Annotated in this window: 21 protein-coding genes and 1 pseudogene; 12 read left to right on the forward strand and 10 right to left on the reverse strand. The window is 61.2% G+C overall.

Translation table 11 applies throughout. From position 1 onward, the window contains the following. The first annotated feature begins 97 nt into the window (after nucleotides 1-97). The gene (locus ACSPX5_RS22875; RefSeq protein ID WP_439820305.1) at nucleotides 98-1,408 is read left to right on the forward strand and encodes an NAD(P)/FAD-dependent oxidoreductase; all 1,311 of its coding nucleotides are present in this window, start codon (nucleotides 98-100) and stop codon (nucleotides 1,406-1,408) included. 141 nt (nucleotides 1,409-1,549) lie between these two features. Here the strand turns inward: ACSPX5_RS22875 and ACSPX5_RS22880 are convergent, their stop codons facing one another. Then, complete coding sequence (locus tag ACSPX5_RS22880) at nucleotides 1,550-1,795, reverse strand: DUF1127 domain-containing protein (protein ID WP_439820306.1); 246 nt, start codon at nucleotides 1,793-1,795, stop codon at nucleotides 1,550-1,552. A gap of 179 nt (nucleotides 1,796-1,974) precedes the next feature. Between ACSPX5_RS22880 and ACSPX5_RS22885 the strand changes: the two genes are divergently transcribed. Together ACSPX5_RS22885 and ACSPX5_RS22890 are read left to right on the forward strand one after the other, a co-directional pair. Then, nucleotides 1,975-3,396 carry a PLP-dependent aminotransferase family protein gene (locus tag ACSPX5_RS22885; protein WP_439820307.1) on the forward strand — a complete coding sequence of 474 codons (1,422 nt, stop codon included), beginning with the start codon at nucleotides 1,975-1,977 and terminating at the stop codon, nucleotides 3,394-3,396. Between the two features lie 60 nt (nucleotides 3,397-3,456). Further along, nucleotides 3,457-5,025, forward strand: a complete 1,569-nt coding sequence (locus tag ACSPX5_RS22890) for a phospholipase D family protein (protein WP_169432449.1) — start codon at nucleotides 3,457-3,459, stop codon at nucleotides 5,023-5,025. Nucleotides 5,026-5,046: 21 nt separating this feature from the next. Here the strand turns inward: ACSPX5_RS22890 and ACSPX5_RS22895 are convergent, their stop codons facing one another. Then, complete coding sequence (locus ACSPX5_RS22895; protein ID WP_439820308.1) at nucleotides 5,047-6,192, reverse strand: MFS transporter; 1,146 nt, start codon at nucleotides 6,190-6,192, stop codon at nucleotides 5,047-5,049. Nucleotides 6,193-6,379: 187 nt separating this feature from the next. Then, nucleotides 6,380-7,873 carry an aldehyde dehydrogenase gene (locus tag ACSPX5_RS22900; protein ID WP_085708877.1) on the reverse strand — a complete coding sequence of 498 codons (1,494 nt, stop codon included), beginning with the start codon at nucleotides 7,871-7,873 and terminating at the stop codon, nucleotides 6,380-6,382. A gap of 235 nt (nucleotides 7,874-8,108) precedes the next feature. Here ACSPX5_RS22900 and ACSPX5_RS22905 point away from each other — a divergent pair, with 235 nt between their 5' ends. Then, entirely contained in the window at nucleotides 8,109-8,471 is a 363-nt protein-coding gene (locus ACSPX5_RS22905; protein WP_169432451.1) for a cupin domain-containing protein, read from the forward strand. A 73-nt stretch (nucleotides 8,472-8,544) separates the two neighbouring features. Here ACSPX5_RS22905 and rpmG read toward each other — a convergent pair whose 3' ends face one another. From rpmG to ACSPX5_RS22920, 3 genes are all read right to left on the reverse strand, one after another. Then, nucleotides 8,545-8,700: a 50S ribosomal protein L33 gene (rpmG, locus tag ACSPX5_RS22910; RefSeq protein ID WP_003177274.1), complete on the reverse strand. Its 156-nt coding sequence runs from the start codon at nucleotides 8,698-8,700 to the stop codon at nucleotides 8,545-8,547. A gap of 11 nt (nucleotides 8,701-8,711) precedes the next feature. Next, complete coding sequence (gene rpmB / locus ACSPX5_RS22915; RefSeq protein ID WP_003177273.1) at nucleotides 8,712-8,945, reverse strand: 50S ribosomal protein L28; 234 nt, start codon at nucleotides 8,943-8,945, stop codon at nucleotides 8,712-8,714. Between the two features lie 199 nt (nucleotides 8,946-9,144). Continuing rightward, on the reverse strand, nucleotides 9,145-9,312 hold the full coding sequence (locus ACSPX5_RS22920; protein WP_439820309.1) for a hypothetical protein: 168 nt from the start codon (nucleotides 9,310-9,312) through the stop codon (nucleotides 9,145-9,147). Between the two features lie 79 nt (nucleotides 9,313-9,391). Between ACSPX5_RS22920 and ACSPX5_RS22925 the strand changes: the two genes are divergently transcribed. Beyond that, a complete protein-coding gene (locus ACSPX5_RS22925) occupies nucleotides 9,392-10,978 on the forward strand; it encodes an ABC transporter substrate-binding protein (RefSeq protein ID WP_169432453.1) in 1,587 nt (528 codons plus the stop codon). Between the two features lie 67 nt (nucleotides 10,979-11,045). Here the strand turns inward: ACSPX5_RS22925 and radC are convergent, their stop codons facing one another. Further along, nucleotides 11,046-11,720: a RadC family protein gene (gene radC / locus ACSPX5_RS22930; protein WP_169432454.1), complete on the reverse strand. Its 675-nt coding sequence runs from the start codon at nucleotides 11,718-11,720 to the stop codon at nucleotides 11,046-11,048. Between the two features lie 135 nt (nucleotides 11,721-11,855). Between radC and coaBC the strand changes: the two genes are divergently transcribed. The 4 genes and pseudogenes from coaBC (at nucleotide 11,856) to argB (ending at nucleotide 16,089) form a co-directional block, all read left to right on the forward strand. Then, entirely contained in the window at nucleotides 11,856-13,064 is a 1,209-nt protein-coding gene (gene coaBC / locus ACSPX5_RS22935) for a bifunctional phosphopantothenoylcysteine decarboxylase/phosphopantothenate--cysteine ligase CoaBC (protein WP_085606127.1), read from the forward strand. A gap of 5 nt (nucleotides 13,065-13,069) precedes the next feature. Continuing rightward, nucleotides 13,070-13,525: a dUTP diphosphatase gene (gene dut, locus ACSPX5_RS22940; RefSeq protein ID WP_007954445.1), complete on the forward strand. Its 456-nt coding sequence runs from the start codon at nucleotides 13,070-13,072 to the stop codon at nucleotides 13,523-13,525. Nucleotides 13,526-13,782: 257 nt separating this feature from the next. Beyond that, nucleotides 13,783-15,159: pseudogene (locus ACSPX5_RS22945) on the forward strand (phosphomannomutase/phosphoglucomutase); the annotation flags it as partial. 24 nt (nucleotides 15,160-15,183) lie between these two features. After that, a complete protein-coding gene (gene argB, locus ACSPX5_RS22950) occupies nucleotides 15,184-16,089 on the forward strand; it encodes an acetylglutamate kinase (protein ID WP_003229488.1) in 906 nt (301 codons plus the stop codon). 69 nt (nucleotides 16,090-16,158) lie between these two features. On the opposite strand, the gene pyrE is transcribed toward argB, so the two are convergent. Beyond that, nucleotides 16,159-16,803 (reverse strand): orotate phosphoribosyltransferase, encoded by a 645-nt coding sequence (gene pyrE, locus ACSPX5_RS22955; RefSeq protein WP_169432456.1) that lies wholly within the window; start codon nucleotides 16,801-16,803, stop codon nucleotides 16,159-16,161. An 82-nt stretch (nucleotides 16,804-16,885) separates the two neighbouring features. Here pyrE and ACSPX5_RS22960 point away from each other — a divergent pair, with 82 nt between their 5' ends. Beyond that, nucleotides 16,886-17,665 carry an exodeoxyribonuclease III gene (locus ACSPX5_RS22960; protein WP_007920349.1) on the forward strand — a complete coding sequence of 260 codons (780 nt, stop codon included), beginning with the start codon at nucleotides 16,886-16,888 and terminating at the stop codon, nucleotides 17,663-17,665. 63 nt (nucleotides 17,666-17,728) lie between these two features. On the opposite strand, the gene ACSPX5_RS22965 is transcribed toward ACSPX5_RS22960, so the two are convergent. Beyond that, on the reverse strand, nucleotides 17,729-18,097 hold the full coding sequence (locus ACSPX5_RS22965) for a DUF4870 domain-containing protein (protein WP_207865429.1): 369 nt from the start codon (nucleotides 18,095-18,097) through the stop codon (nucleotides 17,729-17,731). A 29-nt stretch (nucleotides 18,098-18,126) separates the two neighbouring features. Further along, entirely contained in the window at nucleotides 18,127-18,849 is a 723-nt protein-coding gene (rph, locus tag ACSPX5_RS22970) for a ribonuclease PH (protein WP_169432459.1), read from the reverse strand. Nucleotides 18,850-19,117: 268 nt separating this feature from the next. Between rph and ACSPX5_RS22975 the strand changes: the two genes are divergently transcribed. Both ACSPX5_RS22975 and gmk read left to right on the forward strand, forming a co-directional pair. Then, nucleotides 19,118-19,981 (forward strand): YicC/YloC family endoribonuclease, encoded by an 864-nt coding sequence (locus ACSPX5_RS22975; RefSeq protein ID WP_169432460.1) that lies wholly within the window; start codon nucleotides 19,118-19,120, stop codon nucleotides 19,979-19,981. A gap of 10 nt (nucleotides 19,982-19,991) precedes the next feature. Further along, nucleotides 19,992-20,612: a guanylate kinase gene (gene gmk / locus ACSPX5_RS22980; RefSeq protein WP_169432461.1), complete on the forward strand. Its 621-nt coding sequence runs from the start codon at nucleotides 19,992-19,994 to the stop codon at nucleotides 20,610-20,612. Nucleotides 20,613-20,767: the final 155 nt, after the last annotated feature.

Raw genomic sequence — 20,767 nt, forward strand, 5'->3', positions numbered from 1 at the left:
GTGATCCAGACACCACGGGCCGACCAATGTTGCCCGGCCTCGGGCCTGCGGCTTATGCTCCGTCAAATTTTCTCGACACCCGTTCAGGATGACGCCCATGAATGCCCGCGCCCAAGCCTTCGCGAGCCAACCCCACGTTGCCTCTTACTACGCCGCCAGCAGCCTGCCGCAGCCCGACCATCCGGTGCTGCAAGGCGAGCTGATCGCGGACGTGTGCGTGGTCGGCGGCGGTTTCTCCGGGCTGAACACCGCGCTGGAGCTGGCAGATCGCGGGCTGAGCGTCGTGCTGCTGGAAGCGCATCGGATTGGCTGGGGCGCCAGCGGCCGCAATGGTGGGCAATTGATTCGCGGGGTGGGTCACGGCCTCGATCAGTTCGCCAATGTGATCGGCGCCGACGGCGTGCGCCAGATGAAACTCATGGGCCTGGAAGCCGTGGAAATCGTCCGACAACGCGTCGAGCGTTTTCAGATCCCCTGCGACCTGACCTGGGGCTACTGCGACCTCGCCAACAAACCCCGCGATCTCGAGGGTTTTGCCGAGGATGCCGAAGAACTCCGAGGTCTCGGTTACCGCTATGAAACCCGCCTGCTGCAAGCGAACGAAATGCACACTGTGGTCGGCTCCAAACGCTACGTCGGCGGCCTGATCGATATGGGTTCCGGGCATCTGCATCCGTTGAACCTGGCACTCGGCGAAGCCGCCGCGGCGCAGCAACTGGGGGTGAAGCTGTTCGAACAATCGGCGGTCACCCGCATCAACTACGGCCCTGAAGTCCGGGTGTACACGGCGAAAGGCTCGGTGCGGGCGAAAACCCTGGTGCTCGGCTGCAACGCATACCTCAACGATCTGAATCCGCAACTCAGCGGCAAGGTGTTGCCAGCCGGCAGCTACATCATCGCCACCGAACCACTGAGCGAAGAACAGGCCCACGCCCTGCTGCCACAGAACATGGCGGTCTGCGACCAGCGGGTGGCGCTGGATTACTACCGCCTCTCGGCGGACCGTCGTCTGCTGTTCGGCGGCGCCTGCCATTACTCAGGTCGTGATCCGAAGGACATCGGCGCGTACATGCGGCCGAAGATGCTCGAAGTATTCCCGCAACTGGCTTCGGCGAAGATCGAGTATCAGTGGGGCGGGATGATCGGCATCGGAGCCAACCGTCTGCCGCAGATTGGCCGGCTAAGCGATCAGCCGAACGTGTATTACGCCCAGGCCTATTCCGGTCACGGGGTGAATGCCACGCACCTGGCGGGCAAGTTGCTGGCCGAGGCCATCAGCGGCCAGCACAGCGGCGGTTTCGACCTGTTCGCCAAAGTGCCCCACATCACCTTCCCCGGTGGCAAGCATCTGCGCTCGCCGCTGCTGGCGTTGGGGATGTTGTGGCATCGCCTTAAAGAGTTGGTCTGATGATTTTGTAGCGTCCTTGAGGCCGCCATCGCTGGCAAGCCAGCTCCCACAAGGTCGGTGGTGGACACTGATTTTGTGAACACCACCACTACTGTGGGAGCGGGCTTGCTCGCGAAGGGGCCGAAACAGGCGCTAAAGCGTTCAGATCCGCCAGAACGGCTTCAACCCCTCCTCCAGCGCCTGTTCGCGAGTCAGCCCGACATCCTTGAGCTGCTCCGCCGTCAGGCCCAGCAGCGCTTTGCGTGTGTGCAGACGATGCCAGAACAGGCCCCAGCGGTTCAGGCCGGACGGCGCGTTGCGCAGCATCTCGTTGCGCGCGTTGTCCTGTTGCCCTGCCTCCAGTTCCTGACGGTGTAACGTCAGCCGCACATCGCTCAAGCCGTTCATTTTTGTCGCTCCTGTTTACTTGGGTAGCCAGAGATTCCATGATGCGCGGGCCGACAAAAGCATTACAGATTCAACACATCTGTATTATTTCCATACAGATTTGCTGTCTCCGGGACTGAATTGTCGATTTACGCCGCATCTGTACTGGTTTTTCGAATCACCTGCATCGAGGCAGTGCCATGACCCTGTATGTGAACCTCGCCGAACTGCTCGGCACCCGCATCGAACAAGGCTTCTACCGTCCTGGTGATCGCCTGCCGTCGGTGCGCGCCTTGAGCGTAGAACACGGGGTCAGCCTGAGCACGGTGCAGCAGGCCTATCGAATGCTGGAAGACAGCGGCCTGGCCACGCCAAAGCCCAAATCCGGGTACTTCGTGCCGGTCGGCCGCGAGCTGCCGGAACTGCCAGCGGTCGGGCGCCCGGCCCAGCGCCCGGTGGAAATTTCCCAGTGGGATCAGGTGCTGGAACTGATTCGCACGGTGCCGCGCAAGGACGTGGTGCAACTCGGTCGCGGCATGCCGGACATCTCGTCGCCGACGATGAAACCGCTGCTGCGCGGACTGGCCCGTATCAGTCGCCGCCAGGATATGCCCGGTCTGTATTACGACAACATCCACGGCTCCCTCGAACTGCGCGAACAGATCGCCCGGCTGATGCTCGATTCCGGCTGCCAGTTGAGCGCCAGCGACCTCGTCATCACCACCGGTTGCCATGAAGCGCTGTCCACCAGCATCCACGCGATCTGCGAGCCGGGTGACATCGTCGCGGTGGAATCGCCAAGCTTTCACGGCGCCATGCAGACCCTCAAAGGGCTGGGCATGAAAGCCCTGGAAATCCCCACCGACCCGCTCACCGGCATCAGCCTCGAAGCGCTGGAACTGGCGCTGGAGCAATGGCCGATCAAGGTCATCCAGCTCACGCCCAACTGCAACAATCCGCTTGGTTACATCATGCCGGAGTCGCGCAAGCGGGCCTTGCTCAATCTGGCCCAGCGCTTCGACGTCGCGATCATCGAGGACGATGTATATGGCGAGCTGGCCTACACCTATCCGCGTCCGCGCACGATCAAATCCTTCGACGAGGATGGCCGCGTGTTGCTGTGCAGCTCGTTCTCCAAGACCCTCGCGCCGGGGCTGCGCATCGGCTGGGTTGCGCCGGGTCGGTATCTCGAACGCGTGCTGCACATGAAATACATCAGCACCGGCTCCACCGCCCCACAGCCGCAGATCGCCATCGCCGAATTTCTCAAGGCAGGGCACTTCGAACCGCATTTGCGGCGGGTGCGCACGCAATACCAGCGCAATCGCGACGTGATGATCGACTGGGTGGCCCGTTATTTCCCGGCAGGCACCCGCGCCAGCCGTCCGCAAGGCAGCTTCATGCTCTGGGTCGAACTGCCGGAAGGTTTCGATACCCTGAAACTGAATCGAGCGCTGCACGACCAAGGCGTACAGATTGCCGTCGGCAGCATCTTTTCCGCTTCGGGCAAGTACCGCAATTGCCTGCGCATGAACTACGGTGCCAAACCTACACCGCTGATCGAAGAAGCGGTGCGCAAAGTCGGTGCAGCGGCAATCAGATTGCTGGCGGAAGCCGACTGACTTTTCACGAGCAAACAGCGTCCATATGCCCAACCCTGCCGCCAACCGGAACAATCCCACGTGAGCTTCAGACAGCCCCTACTCGCTCTGCTGGTACTCGCCTCGTTCCTTGGCGGTTGTGCGTCTATCGACGTACCGCGCGAATCGAGCCAGGCCTTGCCGGCGTCCGACTCCGCGTTCGGCCGCTCGATCCAGGCCCAGGCGGCTCCCTACAAGGGCCAGTCCGGCTTTCGCCTGCTGTCCAACAGCACCGAAGCCTTCACCGCCCGCGCCGAACTGATCCGCAACGCCCAAAGCAGCCTCGACCTGCAGTACTACATCGTCCATGACGGCATCAGCACGCGAATGCTGGTGGAAGAAGTGCTGAAGGCCGCCGACCGTGGCGTGCGGGTGCGGATCCTGCTGGACGACACCACCAGCGACGGTCTCGACCTGATCATCGCCACGCTGGCGGCGCATCCGAATATCCAGATCCGCCTGTTCAATCCATTGCACCTGGGCCGCAGCACCGGCGTGACCCGCGCCGCTGGCCGGCTGTTCAACCTGTCGCAGCAACACCGGCGGATGCACAACAAACTGTGGCTGGCGGACAACAGTGCCGCGATCGTCGGCGGACGCAATCTGGGTGACGAGTACTTCGATGCCGAGCCCAATCTGAACTTCACCGACATCGACATGCTCAGCGTCGGACCGGTCGCCGAACAGCTCGGACACAGTTTCGACCAGTACTGGAACAGCGCCCTGAGCAAACCGATCGACGAATTCCTCTCCAGCAAACCCTCGGCCAAAGACCTGCAGAACACCCGCACGCGCCTGGAAGAATCCCTCGAGGAAACCCGCAAACAAAATCACGCGCTCTATCAGCAGTTGATGACCTTCACCACCCACCCGCGCATGGACATCTGGCGCCGAGAGCTGATCTGGGCGTGGAACCAGGCGTTGTGGGATGCACCGAGCAAGGTGCTGGCGGACGGCGAGCCCGATCCCCAACTGCTGCTGACCACGCAACTGGCACCGGAACTGCGGGGCGTCAGCAAAGAATTGATGATGATTTCCGCCTACTTCGTACCGGGCCAGCCTGGGCTGGTCTACCTCACCGGCCGGGCCGATGCGGGCGTATCGGTGAGCCTGCTGACCAACTCGCTGGAAGCCACCGATGTACCGGCAGTACACGGTGGTTATGCGCCGTATCGCAAGGCGTTGCTGGAACATGGCGTGAAACTGTTCGAGCTGCGGCGCCAGCCTGGGGATAACTTCGGCAGCGGCCCGCATCTGTTTTACAGCAAGTCGTTTCGCGGCTCGGATTCCAGCCTGCACAGCAAGGCGATGATCTTCGACGGAAAGAAAGCGTTCATCGGCTCGTTCAACTTCGACCCCCGCTCGGTGCTGTGGAACACCGAAGTCGGGGTGCTGGTGGACAGCCCCGAACTGGCAGCCCATGTGCGGGAACTGGCCCTGCAAGGCATGGCCCCGGCGCTGAGCTACGAAGCGAAACTGCAGGACGGGAAAGTGGTATGGGTCACCGAGGACAACGGCCAGATGCACACCTTGACCAAGGAGCCCGGCAGCTGGTGGCGGCGCGTCAATGCGTGGTTCAGCACCACGGTGGGGCTGGAGCGGATGCTGTAGCGATCCGCCCCGGTCGGATCCTCAGGCAGGCTCCGGCACCTTGCCGAACGCACCTTGCCGCAACAGCAGTATCACCAGCCCGAACGCCCCGGCCGCCATAAACCATGGCAGCGCGTGCCCGCTGATCCATTGACTGCCCGCCCCCGCCGCCAACGGCCCGATCAGGCAACCGACACCCCAAAGTTGCGCGACATGCGCATTGGCGCGCACCAGCGCATCGTCACGGTAGCGCTCGCCGATCAGGATCAGCGACAAGGTGAACAAGCCACCGGCACTGGCGCCGAACAGCACCCACAGCGGCCAGATCAGCAAGGTGTCGATCAGCATCGGGATCGCCAGACTCGACAGCATCAGCACCACGGCGCAACCGGCGAACAAGGTCCGCCGAGACAGGTAGTCGGCCAATGCACCGATGGGCAATTGCAGCAGCGCATCGCCCACCACCACGGTGCTGACCATCGCCAGCGCCGTTTCTGCCGTAAAGCCTTGTTGCAGGCAATACACCGGCAACAGGGTCAAAATCATCGCCTCGAACGCGGCGAACAGCGACACCGCCCAGGCAATTGCCGGCAGCTCGCGACTGAAGCCCCACAGATCACCGAAAGTCACGCTACTGGCCTCGCTGCTCGGCGCCCCGCTGCGACCCAGCAGCAACAGCGGCGAGACAATCAGCAGAGCGACGCCGACCCAGAAGCCGTAATCATGCGCGGTGCCGAGTGCGCCCAGCAGCAACGGACCGGACAGTTGGCTAAGCGCATAACTGCTGCCATACAGCGCCACCAGCCGCCCGCGCCACTGCTCGACCACCAGTTGGTTGATCCAGCTTTCGCCGAGGATGAAGACGATGGTCAGGATCACCCCGATCATCAACCGCAGCACCAGCCAGATCGGGTAGCTCGGCAGCAGTGCCAGCAGGCCGATGGACAATGCGCCGCCCCACAGGCACAGGCGCATCAGGTTCGCCGTGCCGAAACGCGCCGCCAGATGACTGGAAATCTTCGCCCCGAGCAACACGCCAATGGCCGGCATCGCGGCCATCACACCAATGGCGAACGAGCCGTAACCCCAGCCCTCCAGACGCAACGACACCAGCGGCATGCTGACACCGAGGGCCAGGCCAACACTCAAGACAGACGCCAACACGGCGAAATACGTCGCCCAACGCATGGTCCACGCTCCTGTGGATAATTTTTATGTGCACCACAAAACCAATGTGGGAGCGGGCTTGCTCGCGAATGCAGTCTGACAGTCGACATTATTGCTGACTGACACACCGCCTTCGCGAGCAAGCCCGCTCCCACAAGGGTCTCTGTTTCGTCAGGGAGCCTGGAGTGACCGGGCTCCCGTCAACGGCTTACAGCTTGATCCAGGTCGCCTTCAGCTCGGTGTATTTATCGAATGCATGGAGCGACTTGTCACGGCCGTTGCCCGACTGCTTGAAGCCGCCGAACGGCGCGGTCATGTCGCCGCCATCGTACTGGTTGACCCACACGCTGCCGGCACGCAGTGCCTTGGCGGTCAGGTGTGCCTTGGAGATGTCCTGAGTCCAGACCGCTGCCGCCAGGCCGTAAGGCGTGTCGTTGGCGATGTTGATCGCCTCTTCGGCGGTATCAAAAGCGATGACCGACAGCACCGGGCCGAAGATCTCTTCCTGGGCGATCTTCATCGCGTTGCTCACGCCGTCGAAAATCGTCGGCTCGACGTAGGTGCCACCGGTTTCCTGAAGAATGCGCTTGCCGCCGGCCACCAGTTTGGCGCCGTCGGTATGGCCCGACTCGATGTAGGACAGCACGGTGTTCATCTGTTGGGTATCGACCAGCGCGCCAACGTTGGTAGCCGGATCCAGCGGGTTGCCCGGTTTCCAGGCTTTCAGCGCCTCGATCACCATCGGCAGGAATTTGTCCTTGATCGAACGCTCGACCAGCAGACGCGAACCGGCAGTGCAGACTTCGCCCTGGTTGAAGGCGATGGCGCTGGCGGCGGATTCGGCGGCGGCCTGCAGATCCGGCGCATCGGCAAACACGATGTTCGGGCTCTTGCCGCCAGCTTCCAGCCAGACGCGTTTCATGTTCGATTCGCCGGAATAGATCATCAGTTGCTTGGCGATTTTGGTCGAACCGGTGAACACCAGGGTGTCGACATCATTATGCAGAGCGAGCGCCTTGCCGACGGTGTGACCGTAGCCCGGCAGCACGTTCAGCACGCCTTTCGGAATACCGGCCTCGACCGCCAGTTCGGCGATGCGAATGGCGGTCAGCGGGGATTTTTCCGACGGTTTGAGGATCACCGAGTTACCGGTCGACAGGGCCGGACCGAGCTTCCAGCAGGCCATCATCAGCGGGAAGTTCCACGGCACGATCGCGCCGACCACACCCACTGGCTCGCGGGTTACCAGACCCAGCTGGTCGTGCGGAGTAGCGGCGACTTCGTCGTAGATCTTGTCGATCGCTTCACCGCTCCAGCTCAACGCCTGCGCGGCGCCCGGCACGTCGATGTACAGCGAATCGCTGATCGGCTTGCCCATGTCGAGGGTTTCGAGCAGGGCCAGCTCTTCAGCGTGCTGTTTCAGCAGGCCGGCGAAACGGATCATGGTGGCTTTGCGTTTGGTCGGCGCCAGGCGCGACCAGACGCCGGAATTGAAGGTGGCGCGAGCGTTTTCCACGGCGCGCTGGGCATCGGCGGCGTCACAGCTGGCAATCTTGCCCAGCAGACGGCCATCGACCGGGCTGATGCACTCGAAGGTCTCGCCGGAGACGGCATCGGTGTACTCGCCGTTGAGGTAGGCGCGGCCTTCGATCTTCAGGTCGCGGGCGCGTTGTTCCCAGTCGGCACGAGTCAGGGTGGTCATTCGAGTGTCCTCCTCTTGTTCAATACGAGCGCCGCGATCGTCGCGGTCGTCCTCAGGAATACTGCCCGGCCAGCCTGCTTTTCGGCCCAAGGCATCCGCCACCCTAAACCAGCGGCCGGGGTTGTTTCAATATATTTGACATAAGCTCCTTATACGGCCTTGCGGCGTTCAATTTAATCAACATAGACTTTGGCCCTTTCAAGCCACCGCGCCGTCATCACGGGAGAAAACAACAATGAACATCCAGAACGTCGTCGACATCAGCCTGACCATGGACCAGGCCGAGCGCTACCGCCCGGACCCGGCCAAAGTATTGAAGGGCGATCCCGAGCAGGCGGTGTTCAATCAGTACGACAGCCCTTGCGGGCAAATGGGCGTCGGCGTGTGGGAAGGTGCGGTTGGGCAGTGGACGGTGAATTACACCGAACATGAATACTGCGAAATCCTCCAGGGCGTTTCAGTGCTGCGAGACAGCGAAGGCAACGCCAAGACCCTGCGTGTCGGTGACCGCTTCGTGATTCCCGCCGGTTTCCGTGGCACCTGGGAAGTGCTGGAAGCGTGCCGCAAGGTCTATGTGATCTTCGAACAGAAGGCCTGAGGCTTTTCGCCAGACAACAAAAAAGGCCCGTATCGTGAGATACGGGCCTTTTTCGTAAGTCGGGAAAAATCAATTACTTGATTTTGCCTTCCTTGTAGATCACGTGCTTGCGAACAACCGGATCATATTTCTTGATCTCGATTTTGTCCGGGGTAGTACGCTTGTTCTTGTCGGTAGTGTAGAAGTGACCAGTACCGGCGCTCGAGATCAAACGAATCAATTCACGCATGATTAGCTCCCTTAAACCTTGCCGTCGCGACGCAGCTCGGCCAGCACAACGCTGATGCCACGCTTGTCGATGATACGCATGCCTTTGGCGGAAACGCGCAGGCGTACGAAACGTTTCTCTTCTTCAACCCAGAAGCGGTGATGCTGCAGGTTCGGCAGGAAACGACGACGGGTTTTGTTGTTTGCGTGGGAAATGTTATTCCCGGTTACCGGACCCTTACCGGTAACTTGACATACTCTAGACATGCCTCAGCCCTCTAAAACCACATGCCCAACCCGGCATGGGTTGGCCGCTTAATCTCTAGTCATTGTGGCGCCAGGCGCCGCGATTCTTTAGAGGTCTTACCGGCTACACCTACAAGCGAAGGAACCGGGCCCCTAGAAAAGAGCGCTGCTTTATACCAGAAAGACCACGGAGCAACAACTTTCCGTGTGCAATGAATAGCTAAAAAGCCGCTTTTTCCGCCTGCAAGCGCCTTGGGTAAAGGCTGCCGGCAATTTTTACCATTCGTCGAAGAAAATCGATCATACCCGCATTCGGGATTTTTCCTGCCGCCATTTCCGACATTTCCCCGGCCGCCAGGAGTCGAAAATGCAAAAAGGGGATAGTCATTTGCAATTGCGACCACTAGGGTAGGCCTTTTCCAGACTGCACTTGCAGATGGGCCTTCGATCTGTAAAGGAAGCCGACCATGCGCCTCGCTGCCCTCCCCCTGCTGCTCGCCCCGCTATTGCTGAGCCCCCTGGCCCATGCCGCCGCCCTGAGCGTCTGCACCGAGGCCAGCCCTGAAGGGTTCGACGTGGTGCAATACAACTCGCTGACCACCACCAACGCCTCGGCCGACGTACTGATGAATCGCCTGGTGGACTTCGACACCGCCAGCGGCAAGGTGGTCCCGAGCCTGGCCGACAGCTGGGAAGTCAGCACCGACGGCCTGAGCTATGTCTTCAAATTGCACCCGCAGGTGAAATTTCATACGACCGACTACTTCAAGCCAACCCGCGAGTTGACCGCCGAAGACGTCAAGTTCAGCTTCGACCGCATGCTCGACCCGGCCAACCCGTGGCACAAGGTCGCCCAGAGTGGCTTCCCGCATGCCCAGTCGATGCAGCTGCCGAGCCTGATCAAGAAGATCGACGCACTGGACCCGCTGACCGTGCGCTTCACCCTCGATCACCCGGACTCGACGTTCCTGGCGACCCTGAGCATGGGCTTCGCCTCGATCTACTCCGCGGAATACGCCGACAAACTGCTGAAGGCCGGCTCGACCGACAAACTCAACAGCCAGCCGGTCGGCACCGGCCCGTTCGTCTTCACCCGATTCCAGAAAGACGCGTCGATCCGCTACAAGGCCAACCCGGATTACTTCCGCGGCAAGCCTGCGGTGGATCCGCTGATCTTCGCTATCACCCCGGACGCCAACGTGCGCCTGCAAAAACTGCGGCGTAACGAGTGCCAGATTGCCCTGTCGCCAAAACCGCTGGACGTACAGGCCGCGAAGCAGGAACCGACGCTCAAAGTCGAAAAGACTGACGCGTTCATGACCGCATTCGTCGGCATCAACAGCCAGCACCCGCCGCTGGACAAACCGGAAGTGCGTCAGGCGATCAACCTCGCCTTCGACAAGGCCAACTACCTGAAGGCTGTGTTCGAAGACACTGCCGAAGCCGCCAACGGCCCGTATCCGCCGAACACCTGGAGCTACGCGAAGAATCTGCCGGGTTACCCGCACGACGTGGCAAAAGCCAAGGCATTGCTGGCCAAGGCCGGCCTGAAGGACGGTTTCCAGACCACCATCTGGACACGTCCGTCCGGCAGCCTGCTGAACCCGAATCCGAGCCTAGGAGCGCAATTGCTGCAGTCGGATCTGGCGGAGATCGGCATTCAGGCGGAAATCCGCGTGATCGAATGGGGCGAGCTGATCCGTCGTGCCAAGGCGGGCGAGCATGACCTGCTGTTCATGGGCTGGGCCGGCGACAACGGCGACCCGGATAACTTCCTCACGCCGCAGTTTTCCTGCGCAGCGGTGAAATCCGGCACCAACTTCGCCCGCTACTGCAATGCCGACCTGGACAAACTGATCAGCGCCGGCAAGACCACCAGCGAACAAGGTGTGCGCACCAAGCTCTACGAACAGGCGCAGGCGCAGATCCAGCAGCAGGCGCTGTGGCTGCCGCTGGCGCATCCGACGGCGTATGCACTGACGCGCAAAGACGTGCAGGGTTACTCGGTCTCCCCGTTCGGGCGGCAGGACTATTCCAAGGTCACCCTCAAATAACCCGCCACAACACAAAACCTGTGGGAGCGGGCTTGCTCCCACAGGGGTTAGCGTTTGTACTTGGAAGCTACATCCAGCCACACTCCGCCATCGACAACGGCTCCCCATCGCCAACGATGAAGTGATCGAGCACCCGCACGTCAACCAACTCCAAAGCCTTCTGCAAGCGCTTGGTCAATAATCGATCAGCCTGACTCGGATCGCTGTTGCCCGACGGATGGTTGTGGCACAGGATCACGGCGGCCGCGTTATTGGCCAACGAGCGCTTCACCACTTCTCGGGGATGTACCGCGGTGTTGTCGATCGAGCCGCGAAACAGGGTCTCGAAGGTCAGCACCTGATGTTTGGAGTCGAGAAACAGGCAGCCGAACACCTCGTGCGGCTCATGGCGCAGCATGGCCTTGAGGTAATCGCGGACCACCTGCGGATTCTCCAGCGCCGTTTTCTGCCGCATGCGCTCGGCCAAATGTCGCCGCCCCATCTCCAGCACGGCCTGCAGTTGGGCGAACTTCGCCGGCCCCAGACCCAATTGCTCGCTGAACGCCCCGAGATCAGCCTCCAGCAACGCACGCAGGCTGCCGAACTGATTCAACAAGTGTCGCGCCAGATCCACCGCGCTTTTACCGGATACGCCGGTCCGCAGAAAAATCGCCAGCAATTCGGCATCGGAAAGACTTCCCGAGCCCTGTTCAAGCAGCTTCTCCCGCGGCCTTTCCGCCGCCGGCCAATCGCGAATACTCATACACCTTCCTTGTCTGTGGGCGCCGCTGTTCCGTAGCGGTCGCTGTGATATCGTAGCCCATCTTTTTTGCGGGCGAATTCACCCTGGGGAGGGGGTTTCGCCACGTATGTCACCAACGAAATGAAAGGCAGACCTATGCAGCGGCTGTATCGGAAACGCATCGTTCTGGGCGTCGGCGGCGGCATTGCTGCCTACAAGAGCGCCGATCTCGTGCGCCGCCTGATCGATCAGGGCGCCGAAGTGCGCGTGGTCATGACCCGTGGCGGCAGCGAATTCATCACCCCGTTGACCATGCAGGCGCTGTCCGGCCACCCGGTTCACCTGGACTTGCTCGACCCGGCCGCCGAAGCGGCGATGGGCCACATCGAACTGGCCAAATGGGCCGATCTGGTGCTGATCGCCCCCGCCACCGCCGACCTGCTCGCCCGTCTGGCCCAAGGCATTGCCAACGATCTGCTGACCACGCTGGTGCTGGCCACCGACGCCATTGTCGCTGTCGCCCCGGCCATGAACCAGGCCATGTGGCGCGACCCGGCGACCCAGGCCAACCTGCAACTCCTTGAAAGCCGTGGCCTGAAGACCTTCGGCCCGGCCTCCGGCAGCCAGGCCTGCGGCGACGTCGGCATGGGCCGCATGATGGAAGCCACCGATCTGGCCCAGCTCGCGGCGGACTGCTTCCAGCGTCAGGCGCTGACCGGCAAGCACGTAGTAATCACCGCCGGCCCGACCCAGGAAAACATCGACCCGGTGCGCTACATCACCAACCACAGCTCCGGCAAAATGGGCTTCGCCCTGGCGGAAGCGGCGGTTGAGGCCGGCGCCCGTGTCACCCTGATCAGCGGCCCGGTGCATTTGCCGACGCCGGATCGCGTCACCCGCATCGACGTGGTCAGTGCCCGCGACATGCTCGCTGCCTGCGAGGCCGCGATCCCTTGCGACATCTTTATCGCCTCGGCAGCGGTCGCGGACTACCGCCCGGAAGTCGTCGCCCCGCAAAAATTGAAGAAAGACCCTACGAGCGGTGACGGCTTCGTCCTGCAAATGGTGCGCAACCCGGACATCCTGGCCACCATCGCGACCCGTCCCGACCGTCCGTTCAGTGTCGGTTTCGCCGCCGAGACCGAACACCTGCTCGACTACGCAGCGCGCAAGCTGAAGGACAAGAATCTCGATCTGATCGTCGCCAACGACGTCGCCAACCCGAGCATTGGTTTCAACAGCGAAGAAAACGCCTGCAGCGTCATCGACCGTGCGCTGCACGCCACGGTTTTCGCCCAGACCAGCAAGAGCAAGATCGCTCGCCAACTGGTCACTTTTATCGCCGAACGTCTGAACCAGGTTTAATTTACATGCACGCTTTGCAAGCCAAGATCCTCGACCCACGCATCGGTACCGAATTCCCGCTGCCGCAATACGCCACGCCAGGCTCCGCCGGCCTCGACCTGCGCGCCATGCTGCAAGAGGACATCGTCATCAAGCCGGGTGAAACCGTGCTGATCCCGACCGGTCTGTCGGTCTACATCGGCGACCCGAACCTCGCCGCGCTGATCCTGCCGCGCTCGGGCATGGGCCATAAGCACGGCATCGTGCTGGGCAATCTGGTCGGCCTGATCGACTCCGACTACCAGGGCCCGCTGATGGTCTCCTGCTGGAACCGTGGCCAGACCGAGTTCACCATGCCGGTGGGCGAGCGTCTGGCGCAGCTGGTGCTGGTGCCCGTAGTGCAGGCGCATTTCGAAATGGTCGAAGAGTTCGTCGAGACCGAGCGCGGCGCTGGCGGTTTCGGCCATTCCGGCACCAAGTGATTTGTCTTGTGGCGTGGGAGCCTGCTCCTTCGCCATAAAAATACGCAGATTCATCTGCAAGCTTTACCGCTGAAAATCAAGGCATTGGCAGGCCAAAGCCACGCCGCACAAGGCGTCATGGCCCTTTCACACCACGAACTCTCTGTGAAAACCGCCGTCATACCCTTCAGTTTGAGCTTGCCGTCGAATGAGTCGTCGGTGTGTCCAGCCACTTTCGAGATGGAGCATTTTCGCAGATGAGCACCCCCGCCCAAGTCGCCCCGAAGCTTCCCGACAGCATCTTCCGCGCCTATGACATTCGCGGCACCGTGCCGGAATTCCTCAATGGCGAAACCGCCTACTGGATCGGTCGCGCCATCGGCTCCCAGAGCCTGGCCCAGGGCGAACCGAACGTGTCCGTCGGTCGTGACGGCCGTCTGTCCGGTCCGGAACTGGTTGCCGAACTGATCCGCGGCATCGCCGAAAGCGGCTGCCATGTCAGCGACGTCGGCCTGGTGCCGACGCCTGCGCTGTACTACGCCGCCAACGTGCTGGCCGGCAAATCCGGCGTGATGCTCACCGGCAGCCACAACCCGTCGAACTACAACGGCTTCAAGATCGTGATCGCCGGCGACACCCTCGCCAACGAACAGATCCAGGTGCTGCATGAACGTATCAAGACCGGCAACCTGAGCAGCGGCCAGGGCAGCGTAACCCAGGTCGAGATCCTCGACCGCTACACCACCGAAATCGTCCAGGACATCAAACTGGCCCGGCGCCTGAAAGTCGTGGTCGATTGCGGCAACGGCGCGGCCGGCGTGATCGCCCCGCAACTGATCGAAGCACTGAACTGCGAAGTCATCCCGCTGTTCTGCGAGGTCGACGGCAACTTCCCGAACCACCACCCGGACCCGGGCAAGCCTGAAAACCTTGTCGACCTGATCGCCAAGGTCAAGGAAACCAAGGCTGACATCGGACTGGCCTTCGACGGTGACGGCGACCGCGTCGGCGTGGTGACCAACACCGGCACCATCGTCTTCCCGGATCGCCTGCTGATGCTGTTTGCCCGCGACGTACTGGCCCGCAACCCGGGCGCGGAAATCATTTTCGACGTCAAATGCACCCGCCGCCTGATCCCGCTGATCAAGGAATATGGCGGCCAGTCGCTAATGTGGAAGACCGGTCACTCGTTGATCAAAAAGAAAATGAAACAGTCCGGCGCATTGTTGGCCGGTGAAATGAGCGGGCACATTTTCTTCAAGGAACGCTGGTTCGGTTTCGACGACGGTATTTACAGCGCCGCACGGCTGCTGGAAATCCTCAGCAAGGAAAAATCTTCGGCCGAGGAGCTGTTCGCGACCTTCCCGAACGATATTTCCACGCCGGAAATCAATATCCATGTGACCGAAGAGAGCAAATTCAGCATCATTGATGCACTGCACGATGCGCAGTGGGGCCCAGGCGCCGACCTGACCACCATTGACGGCGTGCGGGTCGATTACGCCAAAGGCTGGGGCCTGGTGCGCGCCTCCAACACCACACCGGTGCTGGTGCTGCGCTTCGAGGCCGATGACGAGGCTGAATTGCAGCGCATCAAGGCTGTGTTCCATGCCCAACTGAAACGCGTTGCACCTGATCTCCAACTACCGTTCTGATTTCTGATTCACCCGGAGCCCTGAATGACCCTCGAACGCGAAGCCGCCGCCCACACCGCCCAGGTCCTGTCCGAAGCGCTGCCTTACATCCGACGTTATGTCGGCAAGACCCTGGTGATCAAATACGGCGGCAACGCGATGGAAAGCGAGGAGCTGAAAACCGGCTTCGCCCGCGACATCGTGCTGATGAAGGCCGTTGGCATCAACCCGGTCGTGGTTCATGGCGGTGGCCCGCAGATCGGTGATCTGCTCAAGCGCCTGTCGATCGAAAGCCACTTCGTCGACGGCATGCGCGTCACCGACGCCGCGACCATGGACGTGGTGGAAATGGTCCTCGGTGGTCAGGTGAACAAAAGCATCGTCAATCTGATCAACCGCCACGGCGGCAGCGCCATCGGCCTGACCGGTAAAGACGCCGGGCTGATTCGGGCGAAGAAGCTCACTGTCACCCGTCAAACGCCGGAGATGACCCAGCCGGAAATCATCGACATCGGCCAGGTGGGCGAAGTGGTCGGGATCAACACCGAACTGCTGAACCTGCTGGTCAAAGGCAACTTCATCCCGGTGATCGCGCCGATCGGCGTGGGTGAGAACGGCGAGTCGTACAACATCAACGCTGACCTGGTGGCCGGTAAAGTCGCCGAAGCGCTGAAAGCCGAAAAGCTGATGCTGCTGACCAACATCGCCGGCCTGATGGACAAGTCGGGCACCGTGCTGACCGGCCTGAGCACCCAGCAGGTCGATGACCTGATCGCCGACGGCACCATCTACGGCGGCATGCTGCCGAAGATCCGCTGTGCACTGGAAGCGGTTCAGGGTGGTGTCGGCAGCTCGCTGATCATCGACGGCCGTGTACCGAACGCGATCCTGCTGGAAATCTTCACCGACACCGGTGTGGGTACGCTGATCAGTAATCGCAAGCGCCCATAAGCGCTCGCGCAAACAAAAAGACCCCGCTCAGCCTGGCTGAGCGGGGTCTTTTTTTGCCTGAAGACGCAATCAGACGCCGAACTGGGCGCGATAGGCTTCAACGGCTGGCAGGTGCTGCTTGAGCTGCGGATCGTCAGCCAGGAATTCCAGCACCTGGTTCAGCGACACGATGCTGATGACCGGGATACCGAAATCACGCTCGACTTCCTGGATTGCCGACAACTCGCCGTTGCCGCGCTCCTGACGGTTCAGGGCGATCAGCACGCCGGCAGCCTTGGCGCCGTCCTGGGAAGCGATGATCTGCATCACTTCACGGATCGCGGTGCCGGCGGTGATCACGTCGTCGATGATCAGCACGTCGCCGGTCAGCGGTGCGCCGACCAGGCTGCCACCTTCGCCGTGGGCCTTGGCTTCCTTGCGGTTGAAGCACCATGGCAAGTCACGGTTGTGGTGCTCGGCCAGCGCCACGGCAGTGGTTGCTGCCAGCGGAATGCCTTTGTAGGCCGGGCCGAACAGTACGTCGAAAGAAATGCCGCTTTCGGCGATGGCTGCCGCGTAGAAACGCCCCAGCTGCGCCAGGGCCGAGCCCGTGTTGAACAGGCCGGCATTGAAGAAGTAAGGACTGGTGCGCCCGGACTTCAGGGTGAACTCACCGAAGCGCAAAACGCCGCGATCGATGGCAAAACGAATGAAATCGCGCTGATACGCTTGCATGAAAAAAACCCCAAATACCACGGATTTAGCTAATTAGCTTGACGCCGTGTATCATACACGCACGCGATTTTTGGGGCCATTTATGCGGATCATCAGTGTGAACGTCAATGGTATTCAGGCTGCAGTCGAGCGTGGTTTGCTCAGTTGGCTGCAGGCACAGAATGCCGACGTCATCTGCCTGCAGGACACCCGTGCCTCCGCCTTTGAACTGGATGACCCAGCCTTCCAACTGGATGGCTACTTCCTTTATGCCTGCGATGCTGAAGTCCCTGCCCAAGGCGGCGTGGCTTTGTATTCGCGGTTGCAACCGAAGGCTGTCATCAGCGGTCTCGGTTTCGAGACGGCCGACCGCTACGGGCGCTACCTGCAAGCAGATTTCGACAAAGTCAGTATTGCCACCTTGCTACTTCCTTCGGGGATGAACGGCGATGAGGACTTGAACCAGAAGTTCAAGCTCATGGACGACTTCGGCAAGTACCTAGACAAACAGCGGCGCAAACGTCGCGAGTACATTTATTGTGGCTCGCTGTACGTCGCGCAGCAGAAGCTCGACATCAAGAACTGGCGCGACAGCCAGCAATCCCCGGGCTTCCTGGCGCCGGAACGCGCCTGGATGGACGAGATTGTCGGCAACATGGGCTACGTAGATGCCCTGCGCGAAGTCAGCCGCGAAGGCGACCAGTACAGCTGGTGGCCGGACAACGAACAGGCCGAGATGCTGAATCTGGGCTGGCGCTTCGACTACCAGATCCTGACCCCGGGCCTGCGGCGCTTCGTGCGCAGCGCACGCCTGCCACGTCAGCCACGGTTCTCGCAGCACGCGCCGCTGATCGTCGACTACGACTGGACGCTGACTATCTAAGCGGCCTTTCGCAGACACAAAAAAACCGACATCACTGTCGGTTTTTTTGTGGGCGATCGTTCATTATTTGATCAACCGCCAAGTGAACGGATAGCGATACGGGAAACCTTCGTTGGCCTTCACCCCACCGATGATCGTCAGCACCAGCGCTGCAATGGCCAGCAGGCCGAACAGCACGAATCCGATAATCAGCAGCATCAGCACGAAGCAGATCATCGAAGCGATCGCCACGGTGATCTGGAAATTCAGTGCTTCTTTACCCTGGGCATCGATGAACGGATCGGTCTCGCGCTTCATCTGCCACAGGATCAACGGCCCGATCAGCGTACCGAACGGAATCCAGATCCCCAGCAAGGCGGACAAGTGACAAAACATCGCCCATTGGCGAACCTCCTGGCTCGGCTTGGGTAGCAACTCTTGCTCATCACTCATCGCGTCCTCCTTGCGGGTTGCGAACCTGCTCAGTCGGCCAGTGCAGCCTGTTGCAGTTCGAAGATCTCATTCATGCCTTTCTTGGCCAGTTCCAGCATCGCGGTCAGCTCTTCAGGCTGGAATGGCGCGCCTTCGGCGGTGCCCTGAACCTCGATGAAGCCGCCGGTGCTGGTCATCACTACGTTCAGGTCAGTCTCTGCGGCGGAGTCTTCAAGATAGTCCAGATCCAGCACCGGCTCGCCCTGGTACATGCCCACGGAAACGGCACCGATCATTTGCTTGAGCGGGTCGCCGCCCTTCAGGCCGCCGCGCTTCTTGATCACTTTCAGGGCATCAACCAGCGCAACCATGGCGCCGGTGATCGACGCGGTGCGGGTACCGCCGTCGGCCTGGATCACGTCGCAGTCGACGTACAGGGTGACGTCGCCCAGCTTGGACATGTCCAGCGCAGCGCGCAGGGAACGGCCGATCAGGCGCTGGATCTCCAGGGTACGGCCGCCCTGCTTGCCACGGCTCGCTTCACGCTGGTTACGCTCGCCGGTGGCGCGGGGCAGCATGCCGTACTCGGCGGTCAGCCAACCCTGGCCCTGACCTTTGAGGAAACGCGGTACGCCGTTTTCGACGCTGACGGTGCAGATGACTTTGGTATCACCGAATTCGACCAGTACCGATCCCTCGGCGTGCTTGGTGTAGTTGCGGGTAATGCGGATCGAGCGGAGCTGATCGGCAGCGCGACCACTTGGACGTTTCATAGGAGATACCTGTACTGGGGACGGAAAACTGCGGAGCATTATAGAGCCGCGCACCGCGCCTGGGCACTCGTTAAAAAATCCGGCCGACGACCGAAAGCCCTGAAACGCGCTTTGCCGACGGCCTGCAGCCCTTTGTCACACCGTGTGTTTGGGCGCATCCGCCGCACTGCGCTACAATCCTGCGCCTTTGCTGCCAGTCGGCTTAAATTCATTGATATCGAGCTGCGGAGCTTCAATTCGCGCCGATCTGTATCGCGAGGTCACCGCCATGGTGCACAGCATGACCGCCTTCGCCCGCGTCGAGAAAGCCGGCGTTCAGGGCACCCTGAGCTGGGAACTGCGCTCGGTCAACAGCCGCTACCTGGAACCCCACCTGCGCCTGCCGGAGTCGTTTCGCGACCTCGAAGGCGCTGTCCGCGAAGCCCTGCGTCAGGGCCTGTCGCGCGGCAAACTGGAATGCACCCTGCGCTTCACCGAGGAAAGTACCGGCAAGCCACTGCAAGTGGATCGCGAACGCGCCGCGCAGCTCGTCGCCGCTGCCGAAACCGTCGCCGGCCTGATCAAGAATCCGGCCGCGCTGAACCCGCTGGAAGTGCTGGCATGGCCCGGCGTGCTGGTGGCCGATGCGAGCGATCCACAAGCCCTTAACGCCGAAGCGCTGGAGCTGTTCAATCAAGGCCTGAAGGAGTTGAAGTCCGGCCGCGAGCGCGAAGGCGCGGAGCTGGCACGCCTGATCAACGATCGCCTGACCTCCATCGAGGAAGACGTGGTGACGCTGCGCGAACTGGTTCCGCAGATGCTCGCCACCCAGCGCCAGAAGGTCCTCGACCGCTTCGCCGACATGAAGGCCGAGATGGACCCGCAGCGCCTGGAACAGGAAATGGTGATGCTCGCGCAAAAGAGCGACGTGGCCGAAGAACTGGATCGCCTGAGCACTCACATCATTGAAGTTCGCCGGGTGTTGAAGTCCGGCGGTGCCGCCGGTCGGCGCCTGGACTTCCTGATGCAGGAACTCAACCGCGAAGCCAACACACTGGGCTCCAAGGCCTTCGACCCGCGCAGCACCCAGGCGGCGGTCAACCTCAAGGTGTTGATCGAGCAGATGCGCGAACAAGTGCAGAATATTGAGTAAGGCAACAGACATGACCCACAGCACCGGCACCCTGTACATCATTTCCGCCCCTTCGGGCGCGGGCAAGAGCAGTCTGGTCAAGGCCCTGACAGACACCAATCCGGACATTCGCGTCTCGATTTCCCACACTACCCGTGCCATGCGCCCGGGCGAGGTGGACGGAGTGAACTACCACTTCGTAAGCCGCGAAGAGTTCGTGAAGATGGGCGAGCACGGCGATTTCCTTGAACGCGCGGAAGTCTTCGGCAACTTTTACGGCACCTCGCAAAGTCGTCTGCAGCAGACCCTGGACGAAGGTCACGACCTGATTCTGGAAATCGACTGGCAAGGCGCCGAGCAAGTGCGCAAGCTGATGCCCCAGGCACGCTCGATCTTCATTCTGCCGCCATCGCTTCAAGCCCTGCACCAGCGCCTGACCAACCGTGGCCAGGACAGCGACGAAATCATCGACGGCCGGATGCGCGAAGCCGTCAGCGAGATGAGCCACTACGTTGAGTACGATTACCTGATCATCAACGACGATTTCGCCCACGCACTGGATGATCTGAAAGCGATTTTTCGCGCCAATCAGCTGCAACAGAAACGCCAACAAGTGCGTTTCGGCAGATTGCTGGCTGAATTGCTGGGCTGAAACAGCACTTCCCAAAACCGCTGCAAGGGCTTTACATTGGTGCTTGGGGCGCGTTGAAGAGCCTGGTCAAAAAATCAGCGCTTCCCTAATCGCTGGTGATTTTTTAAACTGTTGAGTCCGCTCGCCCAACCGGGCAGCGCGCATATTGCATTCGC

The organism is Pseudomonas sp. HLG18 (assembly GCF_051903985.1).
Classification (GTDB): Bacteria; Pseudomonadota; Gammaproteobacteria; order Pseudomonadales; family Pseudomonadaceae; genus Aquipseudomonas; species Aquipseudomonas fluorescens_BT.